This is a genomic window from Phenylobacterium kunshanense (assembly GCF_003254525.1).
In the GTDB taxonomy this organism is placed as follows: domain Bacteria; phylum Pseudomonadota; class Alphaproteobacteria; order Caulobacterales; family Caulobacteraceae; genus Phenylobacterium; species Phenylobacterium kunshanense.
In genome coordinates this window covers 286922-310479 of record NZ_QFYS01000002.1, presented here as the reverse complement: position 1 = coordinate 310479, position 23558 = coordinate 286922, and the positions used below count along the sequence as shown (strand labels likewise).

Annotated in this window: 18 protein-coding genes and 1 tRNA gene; 13 read left to right on the top strand and 6 right to left on the bottom strand. The window is 69.6% G+C overall.

What is annotated here, in order from left to right:
- Positions 1-3: 3 nt before the first annotated feature.
- On the bottom strand, positions 4-2370 hold the full coding sequence (locus DJ019_RS05820) for a DNA translocase FtsK (protein WP_111275041.1): 2367 nt from the start codon (positions 2368-2370) through the stop codon (positions 4-6).
- Between the two features lie 138 nt (positions 2371-2508).
- Between DJ019_RS05820 and DJ019_RS21150 the strand changes: the two genes are divergently transcribed.
- Complete coding sequence (locus DJ019_RS21150) at positions 2509-2922, top strand: hypothetical protein (protein ID WP_205854093.1); 414 nt, start codon at positions 2509-2511, stop codon at positions 2920-2922.
- On the opposite strand, the gene DJ019_RS21145 is transcribed toward DJ019_RS21150, so the two are convergent.
- Together DJ019_RS21145 and DJ019_RS05805 are read right to left on the bottom strand one after the other, a co-directional pair.
- Entirely contained in the window at positions 2919-3722 is an 804-nt protein-coding gene (locus DJ019_RS21145; protein WP_205854092.1) for a PEPxxWA-CTERM sorting domain-containing protein, read from the bottom strand. The two genes, DJ019_RS21150 and DJ019_RS21145, sit on opposite strands and share 4 nt — an antisense overlap.
- Before the next feature lie 107 nt (positions 3723-3829).
- Entirely contained in the window at positions 3830-4702 is an 873-nt protein-coding gene (locus DJ019_RS05805; RefSeq protein ID WP_111275040.1) for a dienelactone hydrolase family protein, read from the bottom strand.
- A 58-nt stretch (positions 4703-4760) separates the two neighbouring features.
- Between DJ019_RS05805 and DJ019_RS05800 the strand changes: the two genes are divergently transcribed.
- From DJ019_RS05800 to dnaJ, 3 genes are all read left to right on the top strand, one after another.
- Positions 4761-5255, top strand: coding sequence for a hypothetical protein (locus DJ019_RS05800; protein ID WP_240606383.1), 495 nt, complete (start codon positions 4761-4763; stop codon positions 5253-5255).
- Positions 5256-5458: 203 nt separating this feature from the next.
- Positions 5459-7366 carry a molecular chaperone DnaK gene (gene dnaK / locus DJ019_RS05795; RefSeq protein WP_111275038.1) on the top strand — a complete coding sequence of 636 codons (1908 nt, stop codon included), beginning with the start codon at positions 5459-5461 and terminating at the stop codon, positions 7364-7366.
- 170 nt (positions 7367-7536) lie between these two features.
- Positions 7537-8700 carry a molecular chaperone DnaJ gene (gene dnaJ, locus DJ019_RS05790; protein WP_111275037.1) on the top strand — a complete coding sequence of 388 codons (1164 nt, stop codon included), beginning with the start codon at positions 7537-7539 and terminating at the stop codon, positions 8698-8700.
- Between the two features lie 33 nt (positions 8701-8733).
- Here the strand turns inward: dnaJ and DJ019_RS05785 are convergent, their stop codons facing one another.
- Positions 8734-10650 (bottom strand): outer membrane protein assembly factor BamB family protein, encoded by a 1917-nt coding sequence (locus tag DJ019_RS05785; protein ID WP_165843904.1) that lies wholly within the window; start codon positions 10648-10650, stop codon positions 8734-8736.
- 152 nt (positions 10651-10802) lie between these two features.
- Here DJ019_RS05785 and DJ019_RS05780 point away from each other — a divergent pair.
- The 7 genes from DJ019_RS05780 (at position 10803) to DJ019_RS05750 (ending at position 17701) form a co-directional block, all read left to right on the top strand.
- A tRNA-Arg gene (locus tag DJ019_RS05780) sits at positions 10803-10879 on the top strand.
- A gap of 109 nt (positions 10880-10988) precedes the next feature.
- Positions 10989-12470, top strand: coding sequence for an autotransporter outer membrane beta-barrel domain-containing protein (locus tag DJ019_RS05775; RefSeq protein WP_133255253.1), 1482 nt, complete (start codon positions 10989-10991; stop codon positions 12468-12470).
- 98 nt (positions 12471-12568) lie between these two features.
- Positions 12569-13261, top strand: a complete 693-nt coding sequence (locus DJ019_RS05770; RefSeq protein ID WP_111275034.1) for an alpha/beta hydrolase family protein — start codon at positions 12569-12571, stop codon at positions 13259-13261.
- 137 nt (positions 13262-13398) lie between these two features.
- Complete coding sequence (locus DJ019_RS05765) at positions 13399-15759, top strand: TonB-dependent receptor (RefSeq protein WP_111275033.1); 2361 nt, start codon at positions 13399-13401, stop codon at positions 15757-15759.
- Positions 15760-15870: 111 nt separating this feature from the next.
- Positions 15871-16575 (top strand): HupE/UreJ family protein, encoded by a 705-nt coding sequence (locus DJ019_RS05760; protein WP_240606382.1) that lies wholly within the window; start codon positions 15871-15873, stop codon positions 16573-16575.
- A complete protein-coding gene (locus DJ019_RS05755) occupies positions 16572-17246 on the top strand; it encodes a hypothetical protein (protein ID WP_133255252.1) in 675 nt (224 codons plus the stop codon). Before DJ019_RS05760 ends, DJ019_RS05755 begins: the two co-directional genes overlap by 4 nt.
- Positions 17247-17269: 23 nt before the next feature.
- Entirely contained in the window at positions 17270-17701 is a 432-nt protein-coding gene (locus DJ019_RS05750) for a hypothetical protein (protein ID WP_111275031.1), read from the top strand.
- A 3-nt stretch (positions 17702-17704) separates the two neighbouring features.
- Here the strand turns inward: DJ019_RS05750 and DJ019_RS05745 are convergent, their stop codons facing one another.
- Positions 17705-18235: a hypothetical protein gene (locus tag DJ019_RS05745; protein WP_133255251.1), complete on the bottom strand. Its 531-nt coding sequence runs from the start codon at positions 18233-18235 to the stop codon at positions 17705-17707.
- A gap of 248 nt (positions 18236-18483) precedes the next feature.
- Here DJ019_RS05745 and DJ019_RS05740 point away from each other — a divergent pair, with 248 nt between their 5' ends.
- Complete coding sequence (locus DJ019_RS05740; protein ID WP_111275029.1) at positions 18484-19866, top strand: pyridoxal-phosphate dependent enzyme; 1383 nt, start codon at positions 18484-18486, stop codon at positions 19864-19866.
- Positions 19863-21035, top strand: a complete 1173-nt coding sequence (locus tag DJ019_RS05735; protein WP_111275028.1) for a cystathionine gamma-synthase — start codon at positions 19863-19865, stop codon at positions 21033-21035. The genes DJ019_RS05740 and DJ019_RS05735 overlap by 4 nt, the downstream gene beginning before the upstream one ends.
- A 72-nt stretch (positions 21036-21107) precedes the next feature.
- On the opposite strand, the gene DJ019_RS05730 is transcribed toward DJ019_RS05735, so the two are convergent.
- The gene (locus tag DJ019_RS05730; RefSeq protein ID WP_111275493.1) at positions 21108-23474 is read right to left on the bottom strand and encodes a transketolase; all 2367 of its coding nucleotides are present in this window, start codon (positions 23472-23474) and stop codon (positions 21108-21110) included.
- Positions 23475-23558 lie beyond the last annotated feature (84 nt).

Below are 23558 nucleotides of genomic sequence, written 5' to 3'. Positions count from 1 at the left end.
CGCCTACGGCGCGGCGCTGACCAGGATCTCGCGCTTGCCGGCATGGTTGGCGGGGCCGACGACGCCTTCCTGCTCCATCCGCTCCATGAGCGAGGCGGCGCGGTTGTAGCCGATCTGCAGGCGGCGCTGGATGTAGCTGGTCGAAGCCTTGCCGTCGCGGGTGACCACGGCGACCGCGCGGTCGTAGAGGTCGTTGCTCTCCTCGCCGCCGCCGAGGCCCAGGTCGCCCTCCTCGCCGTCCTCGTCGCCGCCGGCGGTGACCTCGTCGAGATAGGCCGGCGTGCCCTGGTCGCGCAGGAACTTGGCCACAGCCTCGACCTCGCCATCCGAGACGAACGGGCCATGCAGGCGGGTGATGCGGCCGCCGCCGGCCATGTAGAGCATGTCGCCCTGGCCCAGGAGCTGCTCGGCGCCCTGCTCGCCCAGGATGGTGCGGCTGTCGATCTTGGACGTGACCTGGAAGCTGATCCGGGTCGGGAAGTTGGCCTTGATGGTGCCGGTGATCACGTCCACCGACGGGCGCTGGGTGGCCATGATCAGGTGGATGCCGGCGGCGCGGGCCATCTGGGCCAGGCGCTGGACGGCGCCCTCGATGTCCTTGCCGGCCACCATCATCAGGTCGGCCACCTCGTCGATGATCACGACCAGGTAGGGCATCGGCTCGGGCCGGATCTTCTCGCTCTCGTAGGTGGCGCGGCCGCTGTCGTCGAAGCCCGTCTGCACGGTGCGCTCGAAGTGCTCGCCCTTGGCCAGGGCCTCCCGGGCGCGCTCGTTGTAGCTGGCGATGTTGCGCACGCCGATCTTGGACATGCGCCGGTAGCGGTCCTCCATCTCGCGCACGGTCCATTTCAGCGCGACGATCGCCTTCTTGGGATCGGTCACCACCGGGGCCAGCAGGTGCGGGATGCCGTCGTAGACCGAGAGTTCCAGCATCTTGGGGTCGATCATGATCAGCCGGCACTGCTCGGGCGGCAGGCGGTAGAGGATCGACAGGATCATGGCGTTGACCCCCACCGACTTGCCCGAGCCGGTGGTGCCGGCGATCAGCAGGTGGGGCATCTTGGCGAGGTCGGCGATGTAGGGCTCGCCGCCGATGGTCTCGCCCAGCACGACCGGCACGACCTGGCTGCCGCGCTCGTACTCCGCCGAGGCGAGAAGCTCGCGCAGATAGACCGTCTCGCGCCGCTGGTTCGGCAGCTCGATCCCGATGGCGTTGCGGCCCGGGACCACCGAGACGCGGGCCGAGGCCACGCTCATGGAGCGGGCGATGTCGTCAGCCAGGGCCACGACGCGGGCCGACTTCACGCCGGCGGCGGGCACCAGTTCATAGAGGGTGACCACCGGGCCGGGGCGGATCTGGTCCACCTGGCCGCGCACGCCGAACTCGGCCAGCACGCTCTCCAGGAGCTGGGCGTTCTGGCGCAGGGCGCCCTCGTCGTACTGGGCGGCGCGCGCGGGCGCCTTGGTCAGCATGGCCAGTTCGGGAAGCTGGAAGCCGCCTTCCTGTGCGAAGGAGAAGGTGGCCTGGGCCTCCTTCTGCTCGCGCACGCTCTCCTTGGGCGCCGGCTTGGGCGCCTTGACGGTCAGCACGGGGGCGTCGGAGGGCGCGATGGCCGCCGGCGCGGATTCGGGCTCGGGCGCGTCCAGCCGGTCGGCGTCGATGACCGGCTCGCCGCGCTTGCGGCGCGCGACCTTGGCCGCGCCGACCGGTTCGGGCTTGGCGGCGACCAGCTTCGGCCGGGGCCTGAGGGCGTGGCTGATGGCGTCGGCAAGCCCGCGCAGATCGAGCCGCGACAGGCCGAGGGCGTAGCCGCAGGCCACGGCGCCCGTCACCCCGAGCAGGCTGCCGGCGACCGCCTGGCCGGCGGGAATCCGCGCATAGCCGATCAGGCCCGCAAGGCCGGCGAGGAGGCCATCGCCCCAGAAGCCGCCGAGCCCCCTGGCGAGCGGCCAGGCGGCGGGCGTGGGCGCCCAGGCCAGGGCCCCGGCCAGCGCCAGCACGCCGAGGGCGCCCGCCGCGGCGCGCAGCCGAAGTCGGAGACGGCTCGCATCCGGCTCGGGATCCGCCGCCCGGGCCAGGCCGCAGGTGACCAGCAGCAGAGCCGCCAGGCCGGCGGCGACGCCCAACGACTGGATGCCGATGTCCGCCATGAGGGCGCCGGCGCCGCCGAGGACGTTTCGCGGCGCGGCCGGCCCGGCGGCATTGAGGCTGGGGTCGGCGGGATTGTAGCTGGCGAAGGCCGCGGCCAGGGCGACCCCCAGGGCCGCCACGAGCCCGCCACGCAGGCGCGCGGTCGCCGGGTGGCTCCACGCCAGGCTGGCGATGTGGAGCACGAGCTCCCCGCCGGTTTTCCGCACCGCCCGCGCCATGCGCTCAAGGTCTCCCAGACTGATACGCCCTGTTTGCGGCAGGGACCGTTAATCGGGCGTTTACCGTGATTTCCGCGTCGCCAGATCGCGCTTCCGTGTGGCCGGGCGGCGCACTAGTTTGCCCGCATGAACTGGTCCATGCCCCGCCCCGTGCTTCAGCTCGTCGCCACCGGCATCGTCGTAGCGTCGCTGGGCGCGTTCGCCCTAGGTGTCGCGACCGCGCCGTCGCGCGGGCGGCTGCCCGGCGAGCGGCCAGGCGCGCAGACCGGCGAGGTGCTGGAAGCGGTGGAGGCCCAGCCGCTCGTCGACGAGCGCATCCAGGGCGCCGCGGTGCAGGAAGAGCTGACCGAGGAGGAAAAGGCCGCGCTGGAAGCCGAGAAGAAGGCGAAGGCCGAGGCCGCCGCCCTGGCCAAGGCCGAGGCGGAAAAGGGCGCGCCGGCCGGGCCCGAGGCCGTGACGGCCGCCCCGGCCGACAAGATCGGCGAGGTGATTCAACAACAGACCGCCGCGCCGCCGCCCCCGGCGCCGAAGGTGGAAGAGCCGGTCTTCTAAGCCGCCCGGACGATGTTCCGACGCAGCAGTCCGCCCGCGAAACCGAACCCGAAGATCATGAGCGCCCAGGTCCCGGGCTCCGGGACGGCCGCCGCCTGCGGATCCGACAGGGCCAGCACCGCGCGGCCGACAATGAAGTCGCCGTCGAACCGCGTCCCCTGATAGACCCAGTTGTCATAGTGGACCCGGAACGCCGTCACCGTCAGCGAGCGTCCGTCGGGACCGCTGGTCTCGACCCTTTCGTTCAGGTAGGCGGTCGCGCCCGGGGCCAGCACGGCGACCAGATTCGGGGCCGGCGTGTCGGCGAAACCGGGCATGTCGACGAAGGCGTCAAACCCGTCCGGTGTCCAGGTGACCGAAAGGTCGACGCTGCTGCCCATGAAGGTGACGGGCGCCGTCGTGGTCGGCTGGCCGATGACCTGCTCGAGCAGCCTGTAGTCGATCGCCCCGATCGCGCCGGCGAGCGACAGTTCGAAGTCGGCCCCGGCCGTCGTGCCGCCTTCGAAGTGGGCGCCGCCGGGATTGCTGATCGTGGAGCGGTACGTATGTCCGCCGCTGGCGCCGTGGCCCTTGAGCACGCTGCCGCCGGCCCGGTCGAACACGAAGTCGGTATTCTGGAAGGAAAAGCCGCCCTGCGACCAGTCGATCGTCCGCGCGTCGGCCGCGCCCTGATTGACCACGAGGTTCAGGCCAATCTCGGTGAAGGAGACGCTCGCGGTATTGAACACGGTCGCCGCGGAGGCGGGGGCCGCGGCGGCCAGAACCGCCACGGCGACGGTCGTCGCCAGACTCTTCAACATCGCTCACCTGACCGATCAAGCTTGGCCATTCCGGCCAGCGGCGCGGTAGCTGCACTGTACGACCGTCGGCTGCAAGTCCGCTCCCGCATAAGGCGAGCAGACGGCGGCTAGACCCCGTGCTGCCGGAAGAACGCGAGCATCTTGTTCCAGCCATCCTCGGCCGCCTCCTTGCTGTACGAGGGGCGGTAGTCGGCATGGAATCCGTGCTGGGCGCCCGGATAGACGACGAGGCTGCTGCCGGTCTTGCCGGCGGCGGCCAGCGCCGCCTTCATCTTCTCCACGTCGGCCAGCGGGATGCCGTTGTCCTTCTCCGCGTAGAGCCCCAGGACCGGCGCCTTGAGGTCGGCGGCGAGCTCGATGGGGGTCTTGCCCTCGGCGTCATTGGCCGCGTGGCCGCCGGCGAGCCGGCCATACCAGGCGACGCCGGCCTTGAAGTCCGGCAACCGGGCGCAGGTTTCCCAAACCACATTGCCGCCCCAGCAGAAGCCGGTCACCGCGATCCGCTTTGCATCGGCGAAGGGCTGACCCTTCAGGAACGCGACGGCCGCGGCGGTGTCGCCGGTGACCTGGCGGTCGTTGGCGGTGGCCACCAGCCTGAGGATCTCCTGGAAGTCGGTCTTGCTCGACAGGTCGCCGACCCGCGCGAAATAGTCCGGGGCGATGGCGACATAGCCCGCCTTCGCCAGGCGGCGGCAGGTGTCGCGGATATATTCGTGCAGGCCGAAGATCTCGGAGACGACGACCACCGCCGGGTGACGCCCCGCCTTGGCCGGGCGGGCGACATAGGCCGGGAGGGCGCGGTCGGGCGACGCCAGCTCCACCATGCCGGTCACGAGGCCCGCCTCGTCCGTCTTCACCGGCTGGGCCTGGGCCGACCAGGCGGCCACCGCATAGCCGCCCGTCAGCGCCAGGGTCAGGCCGCGCCGGGACAGGTGGAGATCCTCCGGGCGGGTTCCGTCGGGGCGGGTAAGGGTGACCATGGCTCTTTCCTCCTGCGGGCGTTCAGCGCGAGGGTGGAGCGGAACCCAGAGGCAAGCCTTGCGTCAACCGCCCATGCCGAGCCGCACAGCAAAACCCTTCCGCCTGCGCCGCCTCAGTCCCGGGGAGCGGGCGCTGGCCGCAGAGGTGTTCGGCGCCGGGCTCGACGCGGGTCGGGTGCGGATCCTCGCCCTTCCCCTCTGGCGGCGCGCGTTCGTGGCCGGTCCCGGTCTCATCGTCTGGCCGGCGGCGTCGCTGCCCGCCGACTTCGCGGCGTCCGAGGTTCCGCTTCGCGCCCAGGCCGTCTTCGTCCACGAGCTGACCCACGTCTGGCAGGCGCAGAACGGCGTTCGGCTCCTGTTGGCAAAGATCAAAGCGGGCGACAGCGCTGCGTCTTACGCCTACGACCTCGAACGCGGGCCGGGATTCCTCGCCATGAACATCGAGCAGCAGGCCATGGTCGTGGAGCACGCCTTCCTCGCCTCGCGGGGCGGCGAGACGCCGCACCCGGCCTCCCTCTACGTAGAGGCGCGTCACATCTGGTGGCGGGCGTGACCAATGTCCCTGTCACGATTGGGGGCTTTGCCCTTGCGGCCCCCTCGAATTTCCCCATATCGGCACTCGAACGCCGGGCGACGCGAACGGAAAGCGGTGCCAGGCGGGGAGTTCATCGAACCGGGGGCGTCGCATTTTCCCGGGTGCTTCATTAGAAGGCCCATCCGCGGCGTCCGCCAAATAGGAGCGAGCAGACCTAGGCTATGAGCAAGATCATCGGCATCGACCTCGGCACGACCAACTCGTGCGTGGCCATCATGGACGGCAAGACGCCGAAAGTGATCGAGAACGCCGAAGGCGCGCGGACCACCCCTTCGGTCGTGGCTTTCATGGACGACGGCGAACGTCTGGTCGGCCAGCCCGCGCGGCGCCAGGCGGTCACCAACCCCACCAACACCCTCTTCGCGATCAAGCGCCTGATCGGCCGCAACTTCGACGACCCCGTCGTCGCGAAGGACAAGGGCATGGTGCCCTACGACATCATCAAGGGCCCGACGGGCGACGCCTGGGTGAAGGCCCACGGCAAGGACTATTCCCCGCAGCAGGTCTCGGCCTTCATCCTGCAGAAGATGAAGGAAGCGGCCGAGCAGCACCTCGGCGAGAAGGTCGAGAAGGCGGTCATCACCGTTCCGGCCTACTTCAACGACGCCCAGCGCCAGGCGACCAAGGACGCCGGCAAGATCGCGGGCCTGGAAGTCCTGCGCATCATCAACGAGCCGACCGCGGCGGCGCTGGCCTACGGCCTCGAGAAGAACGAAGGCAAGAAGATCGCCGTGTACGACCTCGGCGGCGGCACCTTCGACGTCTCCATCCTCGAGATCGGCGACGGCGTCTTCGAGGTGAAGTCGACCAACGGCGACACGTTCCTGGGCGGTGAGGACTTCGACCTGCGGCTCGTCGACTACCTGGCCGACGAGTTCAAGAAGGAGCAGGGCGTCGACCTGCGGAAGGACAAGCTGGCCCTCCAGCGCCTGAAGGAAGAGGCCGAGAAGGCCAAGAAGGAGCTGTCGAGCGTCACCCAGTACGAGGTGAACCTGCCCTTCATCTCCATGAACGCCTCGGGCCCGCTGCACCTGAACATCAAGCTGTCGCGCGCCAAGCTGGAAGCCCTCGTCGAGGACCTGATCGCCCGTACGATCGGCCCCTGCGAGAGCGCCCTGAAGGACGCCGGCCTCAAGAAGTCCGACATCGATGAAGTGATCCTGGTCGGCGGCATGACCCGCATGCCCAAGGTCGTCGAGACGGTGAAGGAGTTCTTCGGCCGCGAACCCCACAAGGGCGTGAACCCGGACGAGGTCGTGGCCCTGGGCGCCGCCGTGCAGGCGGGCGTGCTGGCCGGCGACGTCAAGGACGTGCTGCTGCTGGACGTGACCCCGCTGACGCTGGGCATCGAGACCCTGGGCGGCGTGTTCACCCCGCTGATCGAACGCAACACCACGATCCCGACCAAGCGCTCCCAGACCTTCTCGACCGCGGACGACAACCAGTCGGCCGTGACGATCCGGGTCTTCCAGGGCGAACGCCCGATGGCGCAGGACAACAAGATGCTGGGCCAGTTCGACCTGGTCGGCATCCCGCCGGCGCCGCGCGGCGTGCCGCAGGTCGAGGTGACCTTCGACATCGACGCCAACGGCATCGTGCACGTGACCGCACGGGACAAGGCGACGTCCAAGGAACAGTCGATCCGCATCCAGGCCAACGGCGGCCTCTCGGATTCGGATATCGAGGCCATGGTCAAGGACGCCGAGTCCCACAAGGCCGACGACGAGAAGCGAAAGGCGGCCGTCGAGGCCAAGAACCAGGCCGACGCGGTCATCCACTCGACCGAGAAGGCCCTGGCCGAGCACGGCGACAAGGTGGGCGAGGCGGAACGCTCGGCCATCCAGACGGCGCTCGACGACCTGAAGGGCTCGCTCGACTCGGGTGACGCCGAGGCGATCTCGGCCAAGACCCAGACCCTCATCCAGGCTTCGATGAAGCTGGGCGAGGCCATGTACAAGGCTCAGCAGGATGCCGGCGGCGCCGCCGACGGCGAACAGCCGGGCGCCTCGGACGACGTCGTGGACGCCGAATTCGAGGAAGTCGACGGCGACGGCAAGAAGTCCTCGTGACAACGCGCCCCATGGCCCCTCATCCGACCCGGTGCGATGAGAGGGGCCATGGGGACGTCGCCGCCCTCCACGCGGGACTGGAGGCTCCCGCCCGGCCAATGCTAAGGCTTGCGCCCGGGCGGGGGCCCACCCACTTCAATTCCAACAGCTTTTCGAGCGTCTGACGTCTCATGCGGGACTATTACGAGATCCTGGGCGTGGAACGTGGCTGCGACGACGCCGGCCTGAAGGCGGCGTTCCGTAAGATGGCCATGGAACACCACCCTGACCGGAACGGCGGCTGCGAGGACGCGGCCTCCCGGTTCAAGGAGATCAACGAGGCCTATTCGGTCCTCTCCGATCCGCAGAAGCGCGCGGCCTACGATCGCTTCGGCCATGCCGGGGTGAACGGCCAGGGTGGCTTCGGTGGCGCCCAGGGCGGCCAGTTCCACGACGTCCACGACATCTTCAACGAGGTGTTCGGCGACGTCTTCGGCGACATGTTCGGCGGCCGCGGACGCCAGCAGCGCGGCGGTCCGGCCCGCGGGTCCGACCTGCGCTACGACCTGGAGATCACCCTCGAGCAGGCCTACGCCGGCGCCGAGGTCGAGATCGACGTTCCCGTCACCCTGACCTGCGAGACCTGCGACGGCTCGGGCGCGAAGCCCGGCACCAGCCCGACAACCTGCACCACCTGCCACGGCGCGGGTCGCGTGCGGGCCAGCCAGGGCTTCTTCTCCATCGAGCGGGCGTGCCCGCGCTGCGGCGGCTCGGGCCAGATGGTCATGGACCCGTGCAGCGACTGCCGGGGCCAAGGTCACATCCGCAAGCAGAAGACGCTCGCCGTCCGTATCCCGGCCGGCGTCGACGACGGCGCCCGGATCCGCCTGGCGGGCGAAGGCGACGCGGGCCTGCGCGGCGGGCCGCGCGGCGACCTCTACATCTTCATTTCCGTGAAGCCGCACGAGCTGTTCGAGCGCGACGGCCTGGACCTGCTCTGCACCGTGCCGGTGCCGATGTGCATCGCGGCCCTGGGCGGCGACATCGAAGCGCCCTGCCTGCTGGGCGGCGAGAACTGCGACGGGAACTGCAAGATCACCGTGTCGGTGCCCGAGGGCGCCCAGACCGGCAAGATGGTCCGAGTGAAGGGCCGTGGCATGCCCTCGCTGCGCGGCCGCGAGCGGGGCGACCTGGTCGTCGAACTGTTCGTCGAGACACCCACCCGCCTGACCGCGCGCCAGAAGGAACTGATGCGGGAACTCGCCGGCCTGTGCGGCGAGGCCCAGCACCCGAAGTCTGCCGGCTTCACCGGCAAGGCCAAGCGCTTCTGGGAAAGCGTGACCGGCCAGGCGTAGAGATCATCCCTCCTTTTCAGCGGAGGGATCGCCTCAGCGCCTCGGTCGGTACGCCACCAGCACGTTGCCCGCCTGCTGTCCGAAGCTGGCGTAACCCGAGCTGACGAACACCATCCCGTCGCCGGCGAACGGCCCGGCCGCATCGATCGAGCCGCCGGCGCCGGTCAGACCGTTCACGCCCTGGAACGGCACGGCCGTGTCGTAGGTCGCCATCAGCGTTCCGGTCGCGGCCTCCAGGACGTAGAACCGCCCGTCCAGCCCGCCGACGATCACCGCGCCGTCCACCACCAGCGGAGGCGCCGAGATGCCGAACTTCCCGGCGCAACTGGGCACGCGGGCCTTGCGGCCGTCCCCGTCACAGTCGGGCGCAGCCTTCCAGGACCACAGGACCTTTCCCGTGAGGGGATCCAAGGCGTAGAGCCCAGCCGCGTTCTTCTCCGGCGGCACGTTCGGGTCGGCGATCGGGACGTAGACGCGCGCCGCGTCGGCGGCGATGCCCCAATGGACGCCGCCTAGCGGCGTGCCCTCGCCAAACTGCATGCGCCACACCTTCCGGCCGGTGGCCGGCTCCAGCGCCCAGACCTCGCCCGACTTCTGGCCGCCCAGGATGAGCGTCTTGCCGCTCTTCCCACGCCAGATGACCGGCCCGCCGCCGAAGTCGTGGTCACGCAGCACGCTCCCCTCGGCCGCGAAGAAGCAGTTCGGCCCGGGCGGCCGCCGGCCCGCAGTGGGCGAACCCACCGGGCACGACATGTTCCAGACGTCGTTGGCGAGGGCCTGGAAGACCCACTTCTGCTGCCCGCTCTTCAGGTCGATGGCGACCATGGCGTCGCTGGTGACGGTCGCCGGCGGCGAGGTGTTCTCGCCCGTCGAGGCGTAGATCACGCCCCGCTTCAGGTCGACCGACGGGCTGGACCAGATCGGCGCGCCCGACGGGCCGTACATCTCCACGCCCTGGCTGTTCTTGCGGCCCAGGGGCTTGGCGTCCTCCATGGTGTGCCAGGTCCAGAGGACCTTGCCGTCCTTTGCGTCAAGCAGCGCCACCGCGCCGTGCGCCTTGCAGCACTCGAAGGTCGGCCGCATGGCGTTGCCCACGTCGATGGCCGAGATCGGCACGACGATGCGGTCGCCGGCGAAGATCGGCGTGCCCGACAGCGGGACCGTCTTGTCGTGGCGGGGGTCGACCTTCCAGGCCACCTTGCCGGTGGCGGCCTCGAAGGCGATCAGCTTGCCCTCGCCGTCGCCGCCGACCACCGCCCACGGACCGTCCTTGCCGAGGCGGCCATAGGCCAGGCTGGCGCGCACGCCGCCGGGGGTCGCCCACTTCACGCAGCCGGTCCTGGTGTCCAGCGCCACGACGTAGCCGGCCTGTCCCGCCGGGTAGAACAGCGTGGAGCCCACCACCACGCCCTGCCCGCGCAGGCCGGACGTGCGGGGGAACACGAACGACCAGGCGACCTCCAGGTTCGCGGCGGCCTTGCCGGCCAGACCGGCCTGGGCGGCGGTCATCCGGCGGCTGTTGTCGGTGTCGACGCCGTAGCCGACCTGAGCGGGGGCGGCGGAAAGGTCCACCCCACGCTGGCCCTCAGGGCAGCGGTTGTCGTCGATCCAGGCCGTGCCCTGCGGGCCTTCCGGCGCGGCTAGGTAGGCGACCACGTCGCGGATCTGTCGGCGGTCGAGCCCGTCGCCGATCGGCTTCATGACCCCCGTGGTCAGGGCGGCCGCCAGCGTCTGGGCGCTCATCTTGCGCAAGGCCGAGACCGGCGCGGCGCGACTGCCGGGCTCCGGCGCGTTGTGGCAGGCCGCACAGGCCTGATCGTAGACCGCCTTGCCGGGATGCGGCGCCTCGTCGGTGGCCTGGGCGTTCGCCAGGCCGCCCACTCCGAACGCCGCCAGTCCCAGGCCGGCCGCCGCCGCGCCCGCGACGGCGAACTGCTTCCAGACGCGCATGGTTTCCCCCTGGACCATACCGGTCCTTCTATCTCTTCTTGTGGCGGAACCTAAGCCCGAACGCCCGCGCGCGAATTGCCCGCCTGAAATGCCGCGCATGGACGTTTGCGGGAACGCGCCCTTTCGGCTAGAGACACGCCTCCGCTGAAGACGCACCCGTAGCTCAGCTGGATAGAGCGTTGCCCTCCGAAGGCAAAGGTCACACGTTCGAATCGTGTCGGGTGCGCCAGCGGCTTCCTTACTGAAGTCGCAATACCGCCGGACCCCCATTCGGGGGATCAATCCCGCGCGCGGCGCCGATAACGAGACGCCCCTGGATCTCGAGGGGGATGATTCTCGTGAAATATAAGCTTGGCCTCGCCGCAGGCCTGTTCGCCGCCACCATCGCCGGCTCGGCCCTGGCGCAGAGCACGACCATTCCGGGAACCGGCACCACGGTCGGACCGGGCGGAACCAGCACCACCGTGGTCACCCGGCCGGACGGCACGCGGATCGAGACCGCGATCCTTGGCCCGACATCGCTGCGGATCTCGATCACGGGCGGGCCGGACTACACCAGCAATCCGGCCACGGTGAACTTCACGAACATCACCACCAATGGCCTGATCCAGACCTATACGGGGGACGTGACTCGTGGCGGGGTGACGGTCGCCTTCACCTGCACGGTGAACGCCCAGACCCGCGAAGTCACCGGCAGCGGCGCCTGCGCCGACGCGCTGGGGTCCGGCTCGAGCGGCACGACGACGCCCACGACGCCCACCACACCGACCACACCGACGACGCCGACCACGCCCACCACACCAACCACCCCGACCACGCCAACGACACCCACCACGCCCGTTACGCCCGTCACGCCGCAGCCGACCATGGTCGCGCCCGACGGCACGGTGATCACGGTGGCGACGGGCAACCTGCTGCTGCTCACGGCTGTGCAGACGGACCAGTTCCTCAACGCCCTGCTCGGCGATGCGCTGTCGTCCGGCTTCGCCCAGGCCTTCATCGCCGCCCGCAACCAGGTCCTCTCCGCCGGCCTCACCCGCGTCGGATCGCTGGAGGGCTATCGCGGGCAGTCGGCGGGCGAGGGCGAGGGGCCGATCGGCCTGTGGGTGAACGCCACCGGCTCGCGGATCAAGGACGACCGGGCGAACCGTGACCAGAAGGGTTGGGCCCGCAGCGTCGCGGTCGGCGCCGACTACGCCTTCGACGGTGCGGCCGTGGGGGTGTTCGCGGCCTACAACGACCTGGACATCGACGGTCCGCTGGCGGCGCACGAGTCCGACGGCTGGACCGGCGGCGTCTACGGCTCGTTCCGGCTGGCCGACAGCTGGGCGCTCACCGGGGTGGTCGGCTATTCCGGCCAGGACGTCCAGAACGACCGCACCTTCGGCATCCTCAGCTCGCGCGGGAAGACCGACAGGGAGCAGATCTTCGCGACCCTCTCCCTGGATGGCCAGGTCGAGCTGGCCGACAACTGGGTGCTGGCGCCCACCGCCTCGCTGTTCCTGTCCGACTCCAAGACCGACGCCTATGTCGACAGCGCCGGGCGGGCGATCAACCGGGTCGACAACAAGCTGTCGATCCTGCGGACCGGCGCGGCGCTGTTCTACCGGACCGACTTCATCTCGCCCTACGTCAGCGCGGCCTGGGACCACTACCTCGACAACGAGGCGGGGACCGACAACGACTACGGCCGCATCGGCGCGGGCCTTTCGATCTCGGTCACGCCGGCCAGCTACCTCGCCGTGGGCGTCAGCACGACCGTCGCCCGGAAGGACGAGCGTGAGACCACCTTCGGGGTCACGCTCGGCGGGCGGTTCTGACCCCGCTGCGGGCGGCGGCGGCAGTCGCCGTCGCCCTGCCGCTGGTCGCCTGCGCCACGACCGCGCCGCTGGAGAGCGGCGGCTGGACACGCCGTGATGTGTCCGCCGCCGGGCGGGTCGTGGCGACGGCGACGCCGGCCGCGCAGCCGCCGGGCCATGTGCTGACGGTGGTGATCGAAGGCGACGGGCGGGCCCATGACCGCGGCGGGCGGCCGACCGCCGACCCCACGCCGTCGCGCCCGATCGGCCTGGCCATCGCCCGCGCCTGGCCCGACGGCCCGCGGGCATGGGTGGCCCGACCGTGCCAGTTCACCCGGGGGCGCGACCCCGCCTGCCGTCCTGGCGACTGGACCGCTGACCGGTTCTCCGCGCCCATGCTGGCGGCCCTGGACGCAGCCGTGGACGATCTGAAGCGCAGCGCGGGCGTGGGGCAGGTGCGCCTGGTGGGATGGTCTGGCGGTGGCGTCATGGCCGCGGCGCTGGCTGGAAGACGGTCGGACGTCGCCGAGCTGGTCACGATCGCCGCCCCGCTGGACGTCCAGGCCTGGACCTCCGCGCGGCGCCTGTCTCCGCTGAACCTGGCGCCCGAGGTCGCGGCCTTGGCGGCGGGGCCCCTCCCCGTGGCGCAGCGACATCTTTTGGGCGAGCGGGACGGGGTCGTCCCCCCCGCTTCCGCCCGCGCCTGGGCCACGCGACTCGGGGGGGCGGATTCTGTCCGAACGGTCGACGAAGCCCACGCCGGCGCCTGGCCGAAACGGCTGAAAGACCCGGAAATTCTTAAGCCCGATTAACGATATGTGTCCGCGGCGCATCGGTTCGTGACGAAGGCGCGCCGGGAGACTCGCGTTCTCTGGCGAATATGACGGTTTTGTAGCTACCTCTGCCGCAAGAACAAGCAGCGACTCTCGCTGCAGTTGAGAGGAAGCCCATGACCCGACACAAACTCGCGCTCAGCGCGTGCGTCAGCACGCTGGCACTGGCGATGGCGCTGCCCGCCGGCGCGTGGGCCGCGGAAACCGACGTCGAGGAGCTGGTGGTCACGGCGCGCAAGCGCGACGAGGCCCTGATCGACGTGCCCTTCTCGGTCGCAGCTCAGACCGAAGCGGTGATGCGCAACCGCGGCGTCACCAATGTCGAGGAGCTTTCGCGAACCGTCGCCAGCTTCAGCGTCCAGAACCTTGGCCCGGGTCAGAGCCAGGTCGCCATCCGCGGCATCTCGGCGGGCCAGATCGTCCGCGACCAGCCGGGCGTGAAGGAGCAGGTGGGCGTCTACCTCGACGAGTCGGTGATCTCGCTGTCGCTGTTCACGCCGGATCTCGACCTCTTCGACCTGAACCGCGTGGAAGTGCTGCGCGGGCCGCAGGGCACCCTCTATGGCTCCGGCTCGCTGTCGGGAACGGTCCGTTACATCACCAACCAGCCCACGACCGCAGGGTTCGAGGGCGTGGTGGAAGCGACCGCCGCCAAGGTCCAGGGCGGCGACGTCGGCTACAGCCTCAAGGGCGCGGTCAACATGCCGCTCAACGAGCAGATGGCCCTGCGCGTGACGGCCTATAACGAGCAGTTCGCCGGCTTCATCGACGCCGTCCAGCCGGACGGCAGCGTGGAGAAGGACGTCAACGACGGCTGGCGGCGCGGCGTTCGCGCGGCCCTGCTGATCAAGCCGTCCGAGAACTTCGAGATCACCCCGCGGGTGCTGTACCAGAAGATCGACGTCGACGGGTTCAACCGGGTCGACGTCTACAACATCCTCGGCAACCAGTTCACGACCACCCGGCCGCGGGTGCAGCTCGGCGGGTTGAAGCAGTACACCCAGCTCAAGGAGAAGTTCGAGGACGAGTTCTTCCTCGCCGACCTGACGCTGCAGTACGACTTCGACGGCGTGCGGCTGACGTCGATCTCCAGCTTCACCGACCGCGACGTGCTGGTGCTGCGCGACGCGACAGCCCTCACGGGCTCGATCACCGGAGGCTCGATCGGCCTGCCGGAGGCGGTCTACACGATCGACGCGCCGCTCTACGACACCACCGACGTAAAGACGATCACCCAGGAAGTCCGCCTGTCTTCCACCGGCGACGGTCCGCTGCAGTGGGTGGCCGGGGCCTTCTATTCCGACATCGACCGCGACTACGCGCAGGACCTGCGGGTCGTCGGCTTCAGCGCCGCCACCGGCATTCCGACCGCCAGCGACCGCGCCCCGACCGACAGCCTCTATTACTCGGTGGTCCCCTACAAGCAGCGCCAGTACGCCCTGTTCGGCGAGGCGACCTATGCGGTCACCGAGCGCCTGGACGTGACTGCCGGCCTGCGCTGGAGCGACTACAAGGAAACCCGCACGCTCACCTTCGACGGCATCTTCGCCGACAAGACCATCGAGGTGCCGGGCAAGACCAAGGCCGACGCCTGGGCGCCGCGCGTGATCGTGGCCTATGAGGCGACCGACGACATCACCCTGAACGCCCAGGTGTCGAAGGGCTTCCGCCTCGGGGGGATCAACGACCCGCTGAACCGCCCGCTCTGCACGCCGGCCGACTTCGCGACGTTCAACAGCCTCTCCCAGCCGAGCTTCAAGAACGAGACGGTGTGGAACTACGAGGCCGGCCTGAAGGCGCGGCTGGGCGGCGGCGCCGGCCAGTTCACGCTGGCGGGCTTCTACGCCGACATCAACAACCTGCAGGCCACGATCGACGCCGGCAGCTGCTCCTCGCGCATCATCGCCAATGTGGAGAGCGCCAAGTCGGTCGGTTTCGACGCCGAGTTCAGCTATCGCCTGACCGAGAACTTCGACGTCGCGGCGACCGCCTCGTACAACGACGCCGAGCTGACCTCGAGCCTGCTCGACGCCGCCGGCCAGCCGATCCAGGGCCTGCGCGATGGCAACCGCCTGCCGACCGTGCCGAAGTTCCAGGCCTCGTTCAGCGTCGGCTACGAGCGCGAGATGTCCAACGGCGGCTCGGTGTTCTCGAACCTGACCCTCCAGCACGTGGGCAAGCGCTACACGCAGATCTCCGACCAGGAGAACAATCCGCGCAGTGTGCCGCTCTTCCCCAACGTGGGCGGCGGAACGGCGACGAGCCTGATCTTCCCGCTGGAACTGCCGTCGTACGAGATCGTCAACCTGCGGGTCGGCGTCCGCGGCGAGGGCTGGGAGGCGGCCGCCTTCGTCAACAACCTGGGCGACGAGCGGGCCAAGCTGTCCATCGACCGCGAGCGCGGCCTGCGAGCCCGCTATGGCTTCATCACCAACGCGCCGCGCACCTACGGCGCGACGTTCCGGAAGGAATTCTAGACCCCGACACGATCGGGAGCTGGAGGAGAGCGGAAGGGCGGGGCGGCGACGCTCCGCCCTTTTCGTGTCGGAGCGCTCCCTCCGGGACAGAAAATACGGTATGCGCCCGAGGTGGCGATCAGGATTCCGATCACGCTATTTTCGGCGGCGGGCTTCGGCCTGATGCTCGTCGGCGCGGCTGCCGCGCACGAGATCGGCGGCTCGGACGCGGCCTTCGTGGCCGGCGCGCGCGGCGCTGATCCGGTCCCGTTCCTCTATCTCGGCGCCAAGCACATGGTGACCGGCTACGACCACCTCCTGTTCCTGGTGGGCGTGATCTTCTTCCTGTTCGGCCTGCGCCAGATCGCGCTGTACGTCAGCCTGTTCTCGCTGGGCCATTCGGCGACGCTGCTTGCCGGGGTATTCCTGGGATGGCGGGTCGATCCGCATCTGGTGGACGCCGCCATCGGCTTGTCCGTGGCCTACAAGGCCTTCGAGAACCTCGGCGGCTTCCGCACCCTGTTCCGCGCGCAGCCCGACACGCGCGCGGCGGTGTTCGGCTTCGGACTGATCCACGGCCTCGGCCTGGCTACGAAGCTGCAGACGCTGGACCTCAACCCGGAGGGCCTACTGGCCAACCTCGTGGCGTTCAACGTCGGCGTGGAGCTGGGCCAGCTGCTGGCGCTGTCGCTGATCCTCGTAGTCATGACCCTGTGGCGGCGGACGCGGATGTTCGCGCCGGCGGCCCAGGGCGCCAATGTCGTCCTCATGCTGGCGGGCTTCATCCTCGCCGGCCAGCAGATCGCGGGATACGTCCTCGGCGGAGCCGTGCCATGAGCCTCGAACCCAACCCCCCAATGCCGCGCGGCCGGCTGATCGCCGCCGTGGCCGGGACCCTCGTGCTCGCGGCCCTCGTCGTGCTGGGGGCCGTGCTGCCCGCCGAGTTCGACCGCGACCCGCTGGGGACGGGACGACTGACGGGATTGTCGCGCCTCTGGGCCCCTGACGACTTAGAGGTCGATCCCCGTTCAGGCAGTGCGGCGCGGGCGCGCGAGTATGCGACCCCGTTCCGAAGCGACGTCGTGGAAATCCCGCTCGGCGGCTTCCTGGAAGGCGCCGAGCGGTCGGAGCTGGAATACAAGGTGCGGATGGCGAAGGACGCGACGCTGATCTACGCCTGGGAGGTGGTCGGCGCGGCAGATGCGCGGGATTTCCACTTCGACCAGCATGGACACACGACGCCGGCCCCCGGCCAGCCCATGACCGTCGCCACCTACCGGCAGTCGTTCGGGCTTCGCCAGCAGGGCGCGCTCACGGCGCCGTTCGATGGGATCCAGGGCTGGCAGTTCTCCAACTCCAGCGAACGGCCCGTGGTGGTGCGGCTGCGCCTGTCCGGCTTCTACGAGCTGGTCCCGCCGGGCCGGCCGGGGAACGAGGCCGGGATCGTGGCGAACGTTCCGGGGGCGCGGGCGCGTCCTGCAATATCATCGCCGCAATTGCGCGATTGAGTGGCGGCCAAGGAGAGCTTCGCATGCGCACCGCCTTCGCCCTGGCCGCCATCTTCCTGGCTTCCCCCGCCCTTGCCGAAGAGCCTCCGGTCGCCACGGCCACGCCAGATGCCGCGACGAGCGTCGCCGATCAGATCGACGCCTATCTGAGGAGCTCGCCGGTCCTGGAGGTCGAACCTCTGGGCGAGGTGGCCGGCGTCGTCCCTGCGGACGGGCGGCGTGACGACGGCAGGATCCACGGCGAGGTGTCGGTGGGCGTCGGCACGGGCGGCTATCGCAGCGTCTATGTGCGCACCGACATGCCGCTCGGGGAAACGGGTCGCCTCAGCCTCGCGTTCGGCGAGGCCCGCCACGGTCGCGCCTGGAACGCGCCCCCGCTCCGGTGCGGGCTCGGCGGCTGGGCCTCCATGGACGAACCTGACCGCGCCGGCGGGCCGTGCCGGAGTGCGCCATAGAGGCTATTTCCCGTCGGGCGTCTTCGGCAGCGGCGCCATCGGCTCCGCCACGCCGGCCTTCTCCTGCGGCTCGATGATGAACTTCTGGTGGCAGGCGACGCAGACCTCGTAGAGCCGTCCGCCCTCGTCGAACACCGCCTGCTTGTCGTGCTTCTCGGCCGCCGCGCGCGCAAGCAAGGCGCGCTCGCTCATCATCTGGGCGTACTTGTTCCACTCGGCCACCGGCTCGCGGGTCCGGTGCGGGAGCTGCAGCGTGTTGCCCGCCTCCACCAGGATCGTGGCGCCCGTGACCAGCACGTCCCAGCCCTCGTCGGTAGTCGGGTAGCGCTCCTTCTCCCCCTCCTCGGTGATGTCCGAGCCGGAGTTGCTCCAGTACATGAAGGCCGCCGGATCGACGACGTGGCCCATGTATTCGGTCATCGGGATGGTGGTGTTGAACTTGGTCCCGCCGCCGCTCTCTCCGGCTTTCTCCGCGGCGGGCGAACAGGCGGCGAGCAGCGCGCAGGCGGCGATCAAAGGAACGAATGGCTTCAAGCAGGCCTCCCCGGTCTTGGCCGCCGACGCTGGGCCATCGGCTCAGGCTATTCGCGTACGGAACGGTAGCGGAAGGGTTACAGGATCGCCGCGACCCAATGTCGGGTGACCGAACGTGCCCTTTCTCCTGCCGCAAAGGGGCACGAAAACGCGCCTTGCCTAGGCCTCCGCGCTGATGTCTACCTCCTTCACCCGAAACAAAAGCAATCTGCTTTCGTTTTCACGTCGTCCCACGCGAGAGAGCGCTCTTGACCGCCCAACCCCTGCCGCCGCCGGCGGACACCACCCTCGAGCTCATCGGCCGCACGCCGATGGTGGAGCTGAAGGGGTTCGACACCGGCCCCTGCCGCCTGTTCGTGAAGCTGGAGAGCGCCAACCCCGGCGGCTCGATCAAGGACCGGATCGCCCGCTCGATGATCGAGGCGGCCGAGAAGGATGGGTCTCTGAAGCCCGGCGGCACGATCGTCGAGGCGACTGCAGGCAATACCGGCCTGGGGCTCGCGCAGGTAGGCATCCTCAAGGGCTACAAGCTGCTGCTCGTGGTGCCGGACAAGATGGCCCGGGAGAAGATCCAGCACCTGCGCGCCATGGGCGTCGACGTGCGGATCACCCGGTCGGACGTCGGCAAGGGTCATCCCGAGTACTACCAGGACATGGCCGCCGCCATCGCCGCGAAGCTGAACAACGCCGTCTACATCAACCAGTTCTCCAACCCGGCGAACCCGCTGGCGCACGAGACCACCACCGGCCCCGAGATCCTGGAGCAGATGGAAGGCAACGTGGATGCGGTGGTCGTCGGCGTCGGCTCGGGCGGCACGCTGACGGGCCTCGGCCGCTTCTTCCGCAAGGCCTCGCCCAAGACCAGGATGGTGCTGGCCGACCCGGTCGGCTCGATCCTCGCGCCGCTGATCGAGCGCGGCGAGGAGGTGACGCCCGGCTCGTGGGTCGTGGAAGGCATCGGCGAGGACTTCATCCCCGACAACTGCGACCTCGACCTGGTCGCCAAGGCCTATGAGATCACCGACGCGGAGAGCATCGCCGCCGCGCGCATGCTGCTGACCAAGGCCGGGATCCTCGGCGGCTCGTCGTCGGGCACACTGCTGGCCGCCGCCCTGCGCTACTGCCGCGAGCAGACCGAGCCGAAACGGGTGGTCACGCTCGTGTGCGACACGGGCTCGCGCTACCTTTCCAAGGTCTACAACGACAGCTGGGTCGCCGAGCAGGGCCTGGTCGATCGTGAGCTGCACGGGGACCTGCGCGACCTGATCGCCCGCTCGGGCGGCGAGGCCGTGACGGTGGGGCCGGAAGACACCCTGCTCACCGCCTACAACCGAATGCGCCAGGCCGACGTCAGCCAGCTCCCGGTGCTCGACGACGGACGGCTGATCGGCCTGATCGACGAAAGCGACCTCCTCGAGGCCGTTGAGGATCGCCGCCAGGACCAGCGGTTCAAGCAGCCGGTGGCGGCCGCGATGACCGCCAAGCTCAACACCCTCCAGGCCGGCGAGCCGCTGGAGGCGTTGCTGCCGATCTTCGAGCGCGACGAGGTAGCGATCGTGATGGACGGCAAGGAATTCCTCGGGCTCATCACCCGCATCGACCTGATCAACTATCTGAGGCGCGCGGCGTGACCGACGACACCCACGGCAGGAACCGGCTGGACTTCGCCACCCGCGCGATTCACGGCGGCCAGGAACACGACCCCTCCACGGGCGCGGTGATCACGCCGATCTACGCGACCTCGACCTACGCCCAAAGTTCGCCCGGCGTGCACCAGGGGTTCGAGTATTCGCGCAGCCACAATCCGACGCGCTACGCCCTGGAACGCGCCCTGGCCGACCTGGAGAGCGGGACGAGGGGCTATGCGTTCGCCTCGGGGCTCGCGGCCATCTCGACCCTGCTGGACGTGCTGGACGCCGGCGACCATGTGATCGCCTCGGAAGACCTCTACGGCGGCTCGTTCCGGCTGTTCGACAAGGTCAAGAAGCGCTCGGCGGGCCTTTCCTTCAGCTTCGTGGACCTGGCCGACGTCTCGGCCGTCGAAGCCGCCATCACGCCCAGGACGAAGCTCGTCTGGGTGGAAACCCCCACAAACCCGCTGCTTCGCCTGGCGGGCCTGGAGGCCATAGCCGCCCTCTGCAAGCGTCGGGGCCTGATCGCCGCGGCCGACAACACTTTCGCCAGTCCGTACGTCCAGCGCCCGCTCGAGCTGGGCTTCGACGTGGTGATGCACTCGACCACCAAGTACCTGGGCGGCCACTCCGATGTCGTCGGTGGGGCGCTGGTGGTTGGCGACAACGCGGCGCTCCGCGACCAGCTCACCTTCCTCCAGAACGCCGTGGGCGCCGTCGCCTCGCCGTTCGACAGCTTCCTGACCCTCCGCGGGGTGAAAACCCTGGCGCTGCGGATGGAGCGGCACTGCGCCAACGCGATGGCGATCGCGGAATGGCTTGCGGGTCACGCCGCGGTCGAGCGGGTGATCTATCCCGGCCTTTCGAGCCACCCGCAGCACGAGCTCGCCCGCAAGCAGATGCACGGCTTCGGCGGGATGATCACGGCGGTCCTCGATCGCGATCTCGACGGAACGCGCCGGTTCCTGGAGCGCACCCGCCTCTTCACCCTCGCCGAGAGCCTCGGGGGGGTGGAGAGCCTGATCGAGCACCCGGCCATCATGACCCACGCCTCGATCCCCGCCGAGACCAGGGCCCGCATCGGGATTTCAGACGGGCTGGTGCGCCTTTCGGTGGGCGTGGAGGACGTGTCCGACCTCATCGCGGACCTTGAGCAGGCGCTGGCCTGATCTCACGCCGACCGGCTTGTGATCCACATATATGGATGGATCATTCTACTATGTAGATGATCTATCCACGGATCAGATAAACAGGTCCGCGCAGGCCTCGACGATCGCATCCACGTCCAGGCGATAGTGCCGATAGAGGTCGGGCAGGTCGCCCACCTGACCGAAACTGTCGAGGCCCAGCGCGCTGACCCTCTGGCCCAGGACGCCGCCCAGCCAGGACAGCGTCGCCGGCGCGCCATCCACGACCGTGACCAGGCCGGCTCCGGGCGCGAGCCGGCTCAGGAGGCTCTCGGCGTGACTGGTTCGGCGCTCGCCGACGGTCCAGCGACCGCGGCGGGCCGCCATCCAGTCCCGATGCAGCAGGCCCGGGGACACGACGTTCAGAACGCCCAGGCCCGGGAGGTCTTCGGCAAGCTGCTCGGCCGCCGCCAAGACCTCCGGCGCTACCGCGCCGCAGAAGACGATGGCGGCTTCCGAACCTGCGCTCGGCGCCTTCAGCCAATAGGCGCCCCTCAGCGCATCCTCCCGCCAGGCGTCGTCGGCGCGCTCGACCTGCGCCAGGGCGCGGGTGGTGAGGCGCAGGTAGACCGAGCCGCCGTCCGGCGCCTGCATGTGCTCGAACGACCACCGCATCACCTCGGCGAGTTCGTCCACGAACGCGGGCTCGAAATAGGTGAGGCCCGGCTGTCCGACGCCGATCAGCGGCGTGTAGATCGACTGGTGCGCGCCACCCTCGGGTCCGAGCGTCAGGCCGGACGGCGTCGCCACCAGCATGAAGCGGGCGTCCTGGTAGCAGGCGTAGTTCAGGGCATCGAGCCCACGGCTGATGAAGGGGTCGTAGACCGTCCCGACCGGCAGCAGCCGCTGGCCGAACAGCGGCGCCGACAGTCCGAACGCGGCCAAGTTCAGGAACAGGTTGTGTTCGGCGATGCCCAGCTCCACGTGCTGGCCCGCGCCGCCGCCGGCCCATTTCTGCGGCGAAGGGATGCGCGCGTCGCGGAACACATCGGCGGTCTCACGGCGCCGGAATAGGCCGCGCTGGTTCACGAAGCCGCCGAGATTGGTGGAAACCGTCACGTCGGGACTGGTGGTGACGATGCGGTCGGCCAGCGGATGGCCGCTCTTGGCGAGGTCCAGCAGGATCCGCCCGAAGGCCTGCTGCGTCGATTGCTCGGCGCCGTCAGGGCTCGGGAAATCGGCCCGGGCCGGGACCGGCACGGATTCGGCGACGAACCGCCGCTGCGCCGGCTGGGCGAAGGGCGCGGCGTCGATGAAGGCGCGGACCTCGGCGGCGTCCTCGGGGGCGAGGCCGGCCAGCGGCGACCACTCCTCGCCTTTCGGCACGCCCATCGATTGGCGGAGCGCCTCCACCTGGGCGGGGGTCATCAGGCCGGCGTGGTTGTCCTTGTGGCCCTGGAGGGGCAGGCCGAAGCCCTTGACCGTGTAGGCGATGAACAGTGTCGGCACGTCGTCCTGGCAGGCGTCGAACGCCTCGGTGAGCGTCTCGATGCAATGGCCGCCCAGGCCGATCATGAGCTGGTGCAGGGCCTCGTCGTCGAAGCTCTCCAGAAGCGCGGCGACGCCTGCCTCGCGACCGATGTCGCGCGTCAGGCGCTCCCGCCAGGCTGCGCCCCCCTGGTAGGTGAGCGCGGCGAAGTCGGCGTTGGGGCAGCCCTCGATCCAGGCCTGGAGCGCCCTGCCCCCCGGCCGGGCGAAGGCGCGCATCTGGGCCTTGCCCCATTTGAGCGTCACGACCCGCCAGCCGGCCGTTTCGAAGATGTCGTCGAAGCGGTCGAACATCCGGTCGGCCGTTGTCGCGTCCAGGCTCTGCCGGTTGTAGTCGACGATCCACCAGCAGTTCCGGATGTCGTGCTTGTAGGCCTCGATGAGGCACTCGTAGATGTTGCCTTCGTCGAGTTCGGCGTCGCCCAGGGTCGCGACGAAGCGGCCCTCGCGCGCCGGGTCGAGCAGGCCATGGCCCTTCAGGTAGTCCTGCATCAGCGAGGCGAAGGCGGTGATCGCCACGCCCAGGCCGACCGAGCCGGTAGAGAAATCCACGTCGTCGCGGTCCTTGGTCCTGGAGGGATACGACTGGGCGCCGCGGAAGCTGCGGAAGGCCTCGAGCTGTTCGCGGGTCTGGCGCCCCATCAGGTACTGGGCGGCGTGGAAGACGGGGCTGGCGTGCGGCTTCACCGCGACGCGATCCTCGGGTCTCAGGGCGTGGAAATAGAGCGCCGTGAGGATCGTGGTCATCGAGGCGCACGAGGCCTGGTGCCCGCCCACCTTCAATCCGTCGCGGCTTTCGCGCAGGTGGTTGGCGTTGTGGATCGTCCAGGTGGCCAGCCAGCGAAGGCGCTCGTCGATGCGCCGGAGCAGCTCGGCCTCGCGCGCGGCGCCGCGATTGTGACCCGCCGCGACGGAGGAAAGAGGCTGAGGCATGATAGGGCGCGCCCGCTGCGATTTCTGAACCATTGTTGCGCCTGAAAGCCGGTTTCAGGGTTCGGTCGCCTCGCTTCTAGCAGA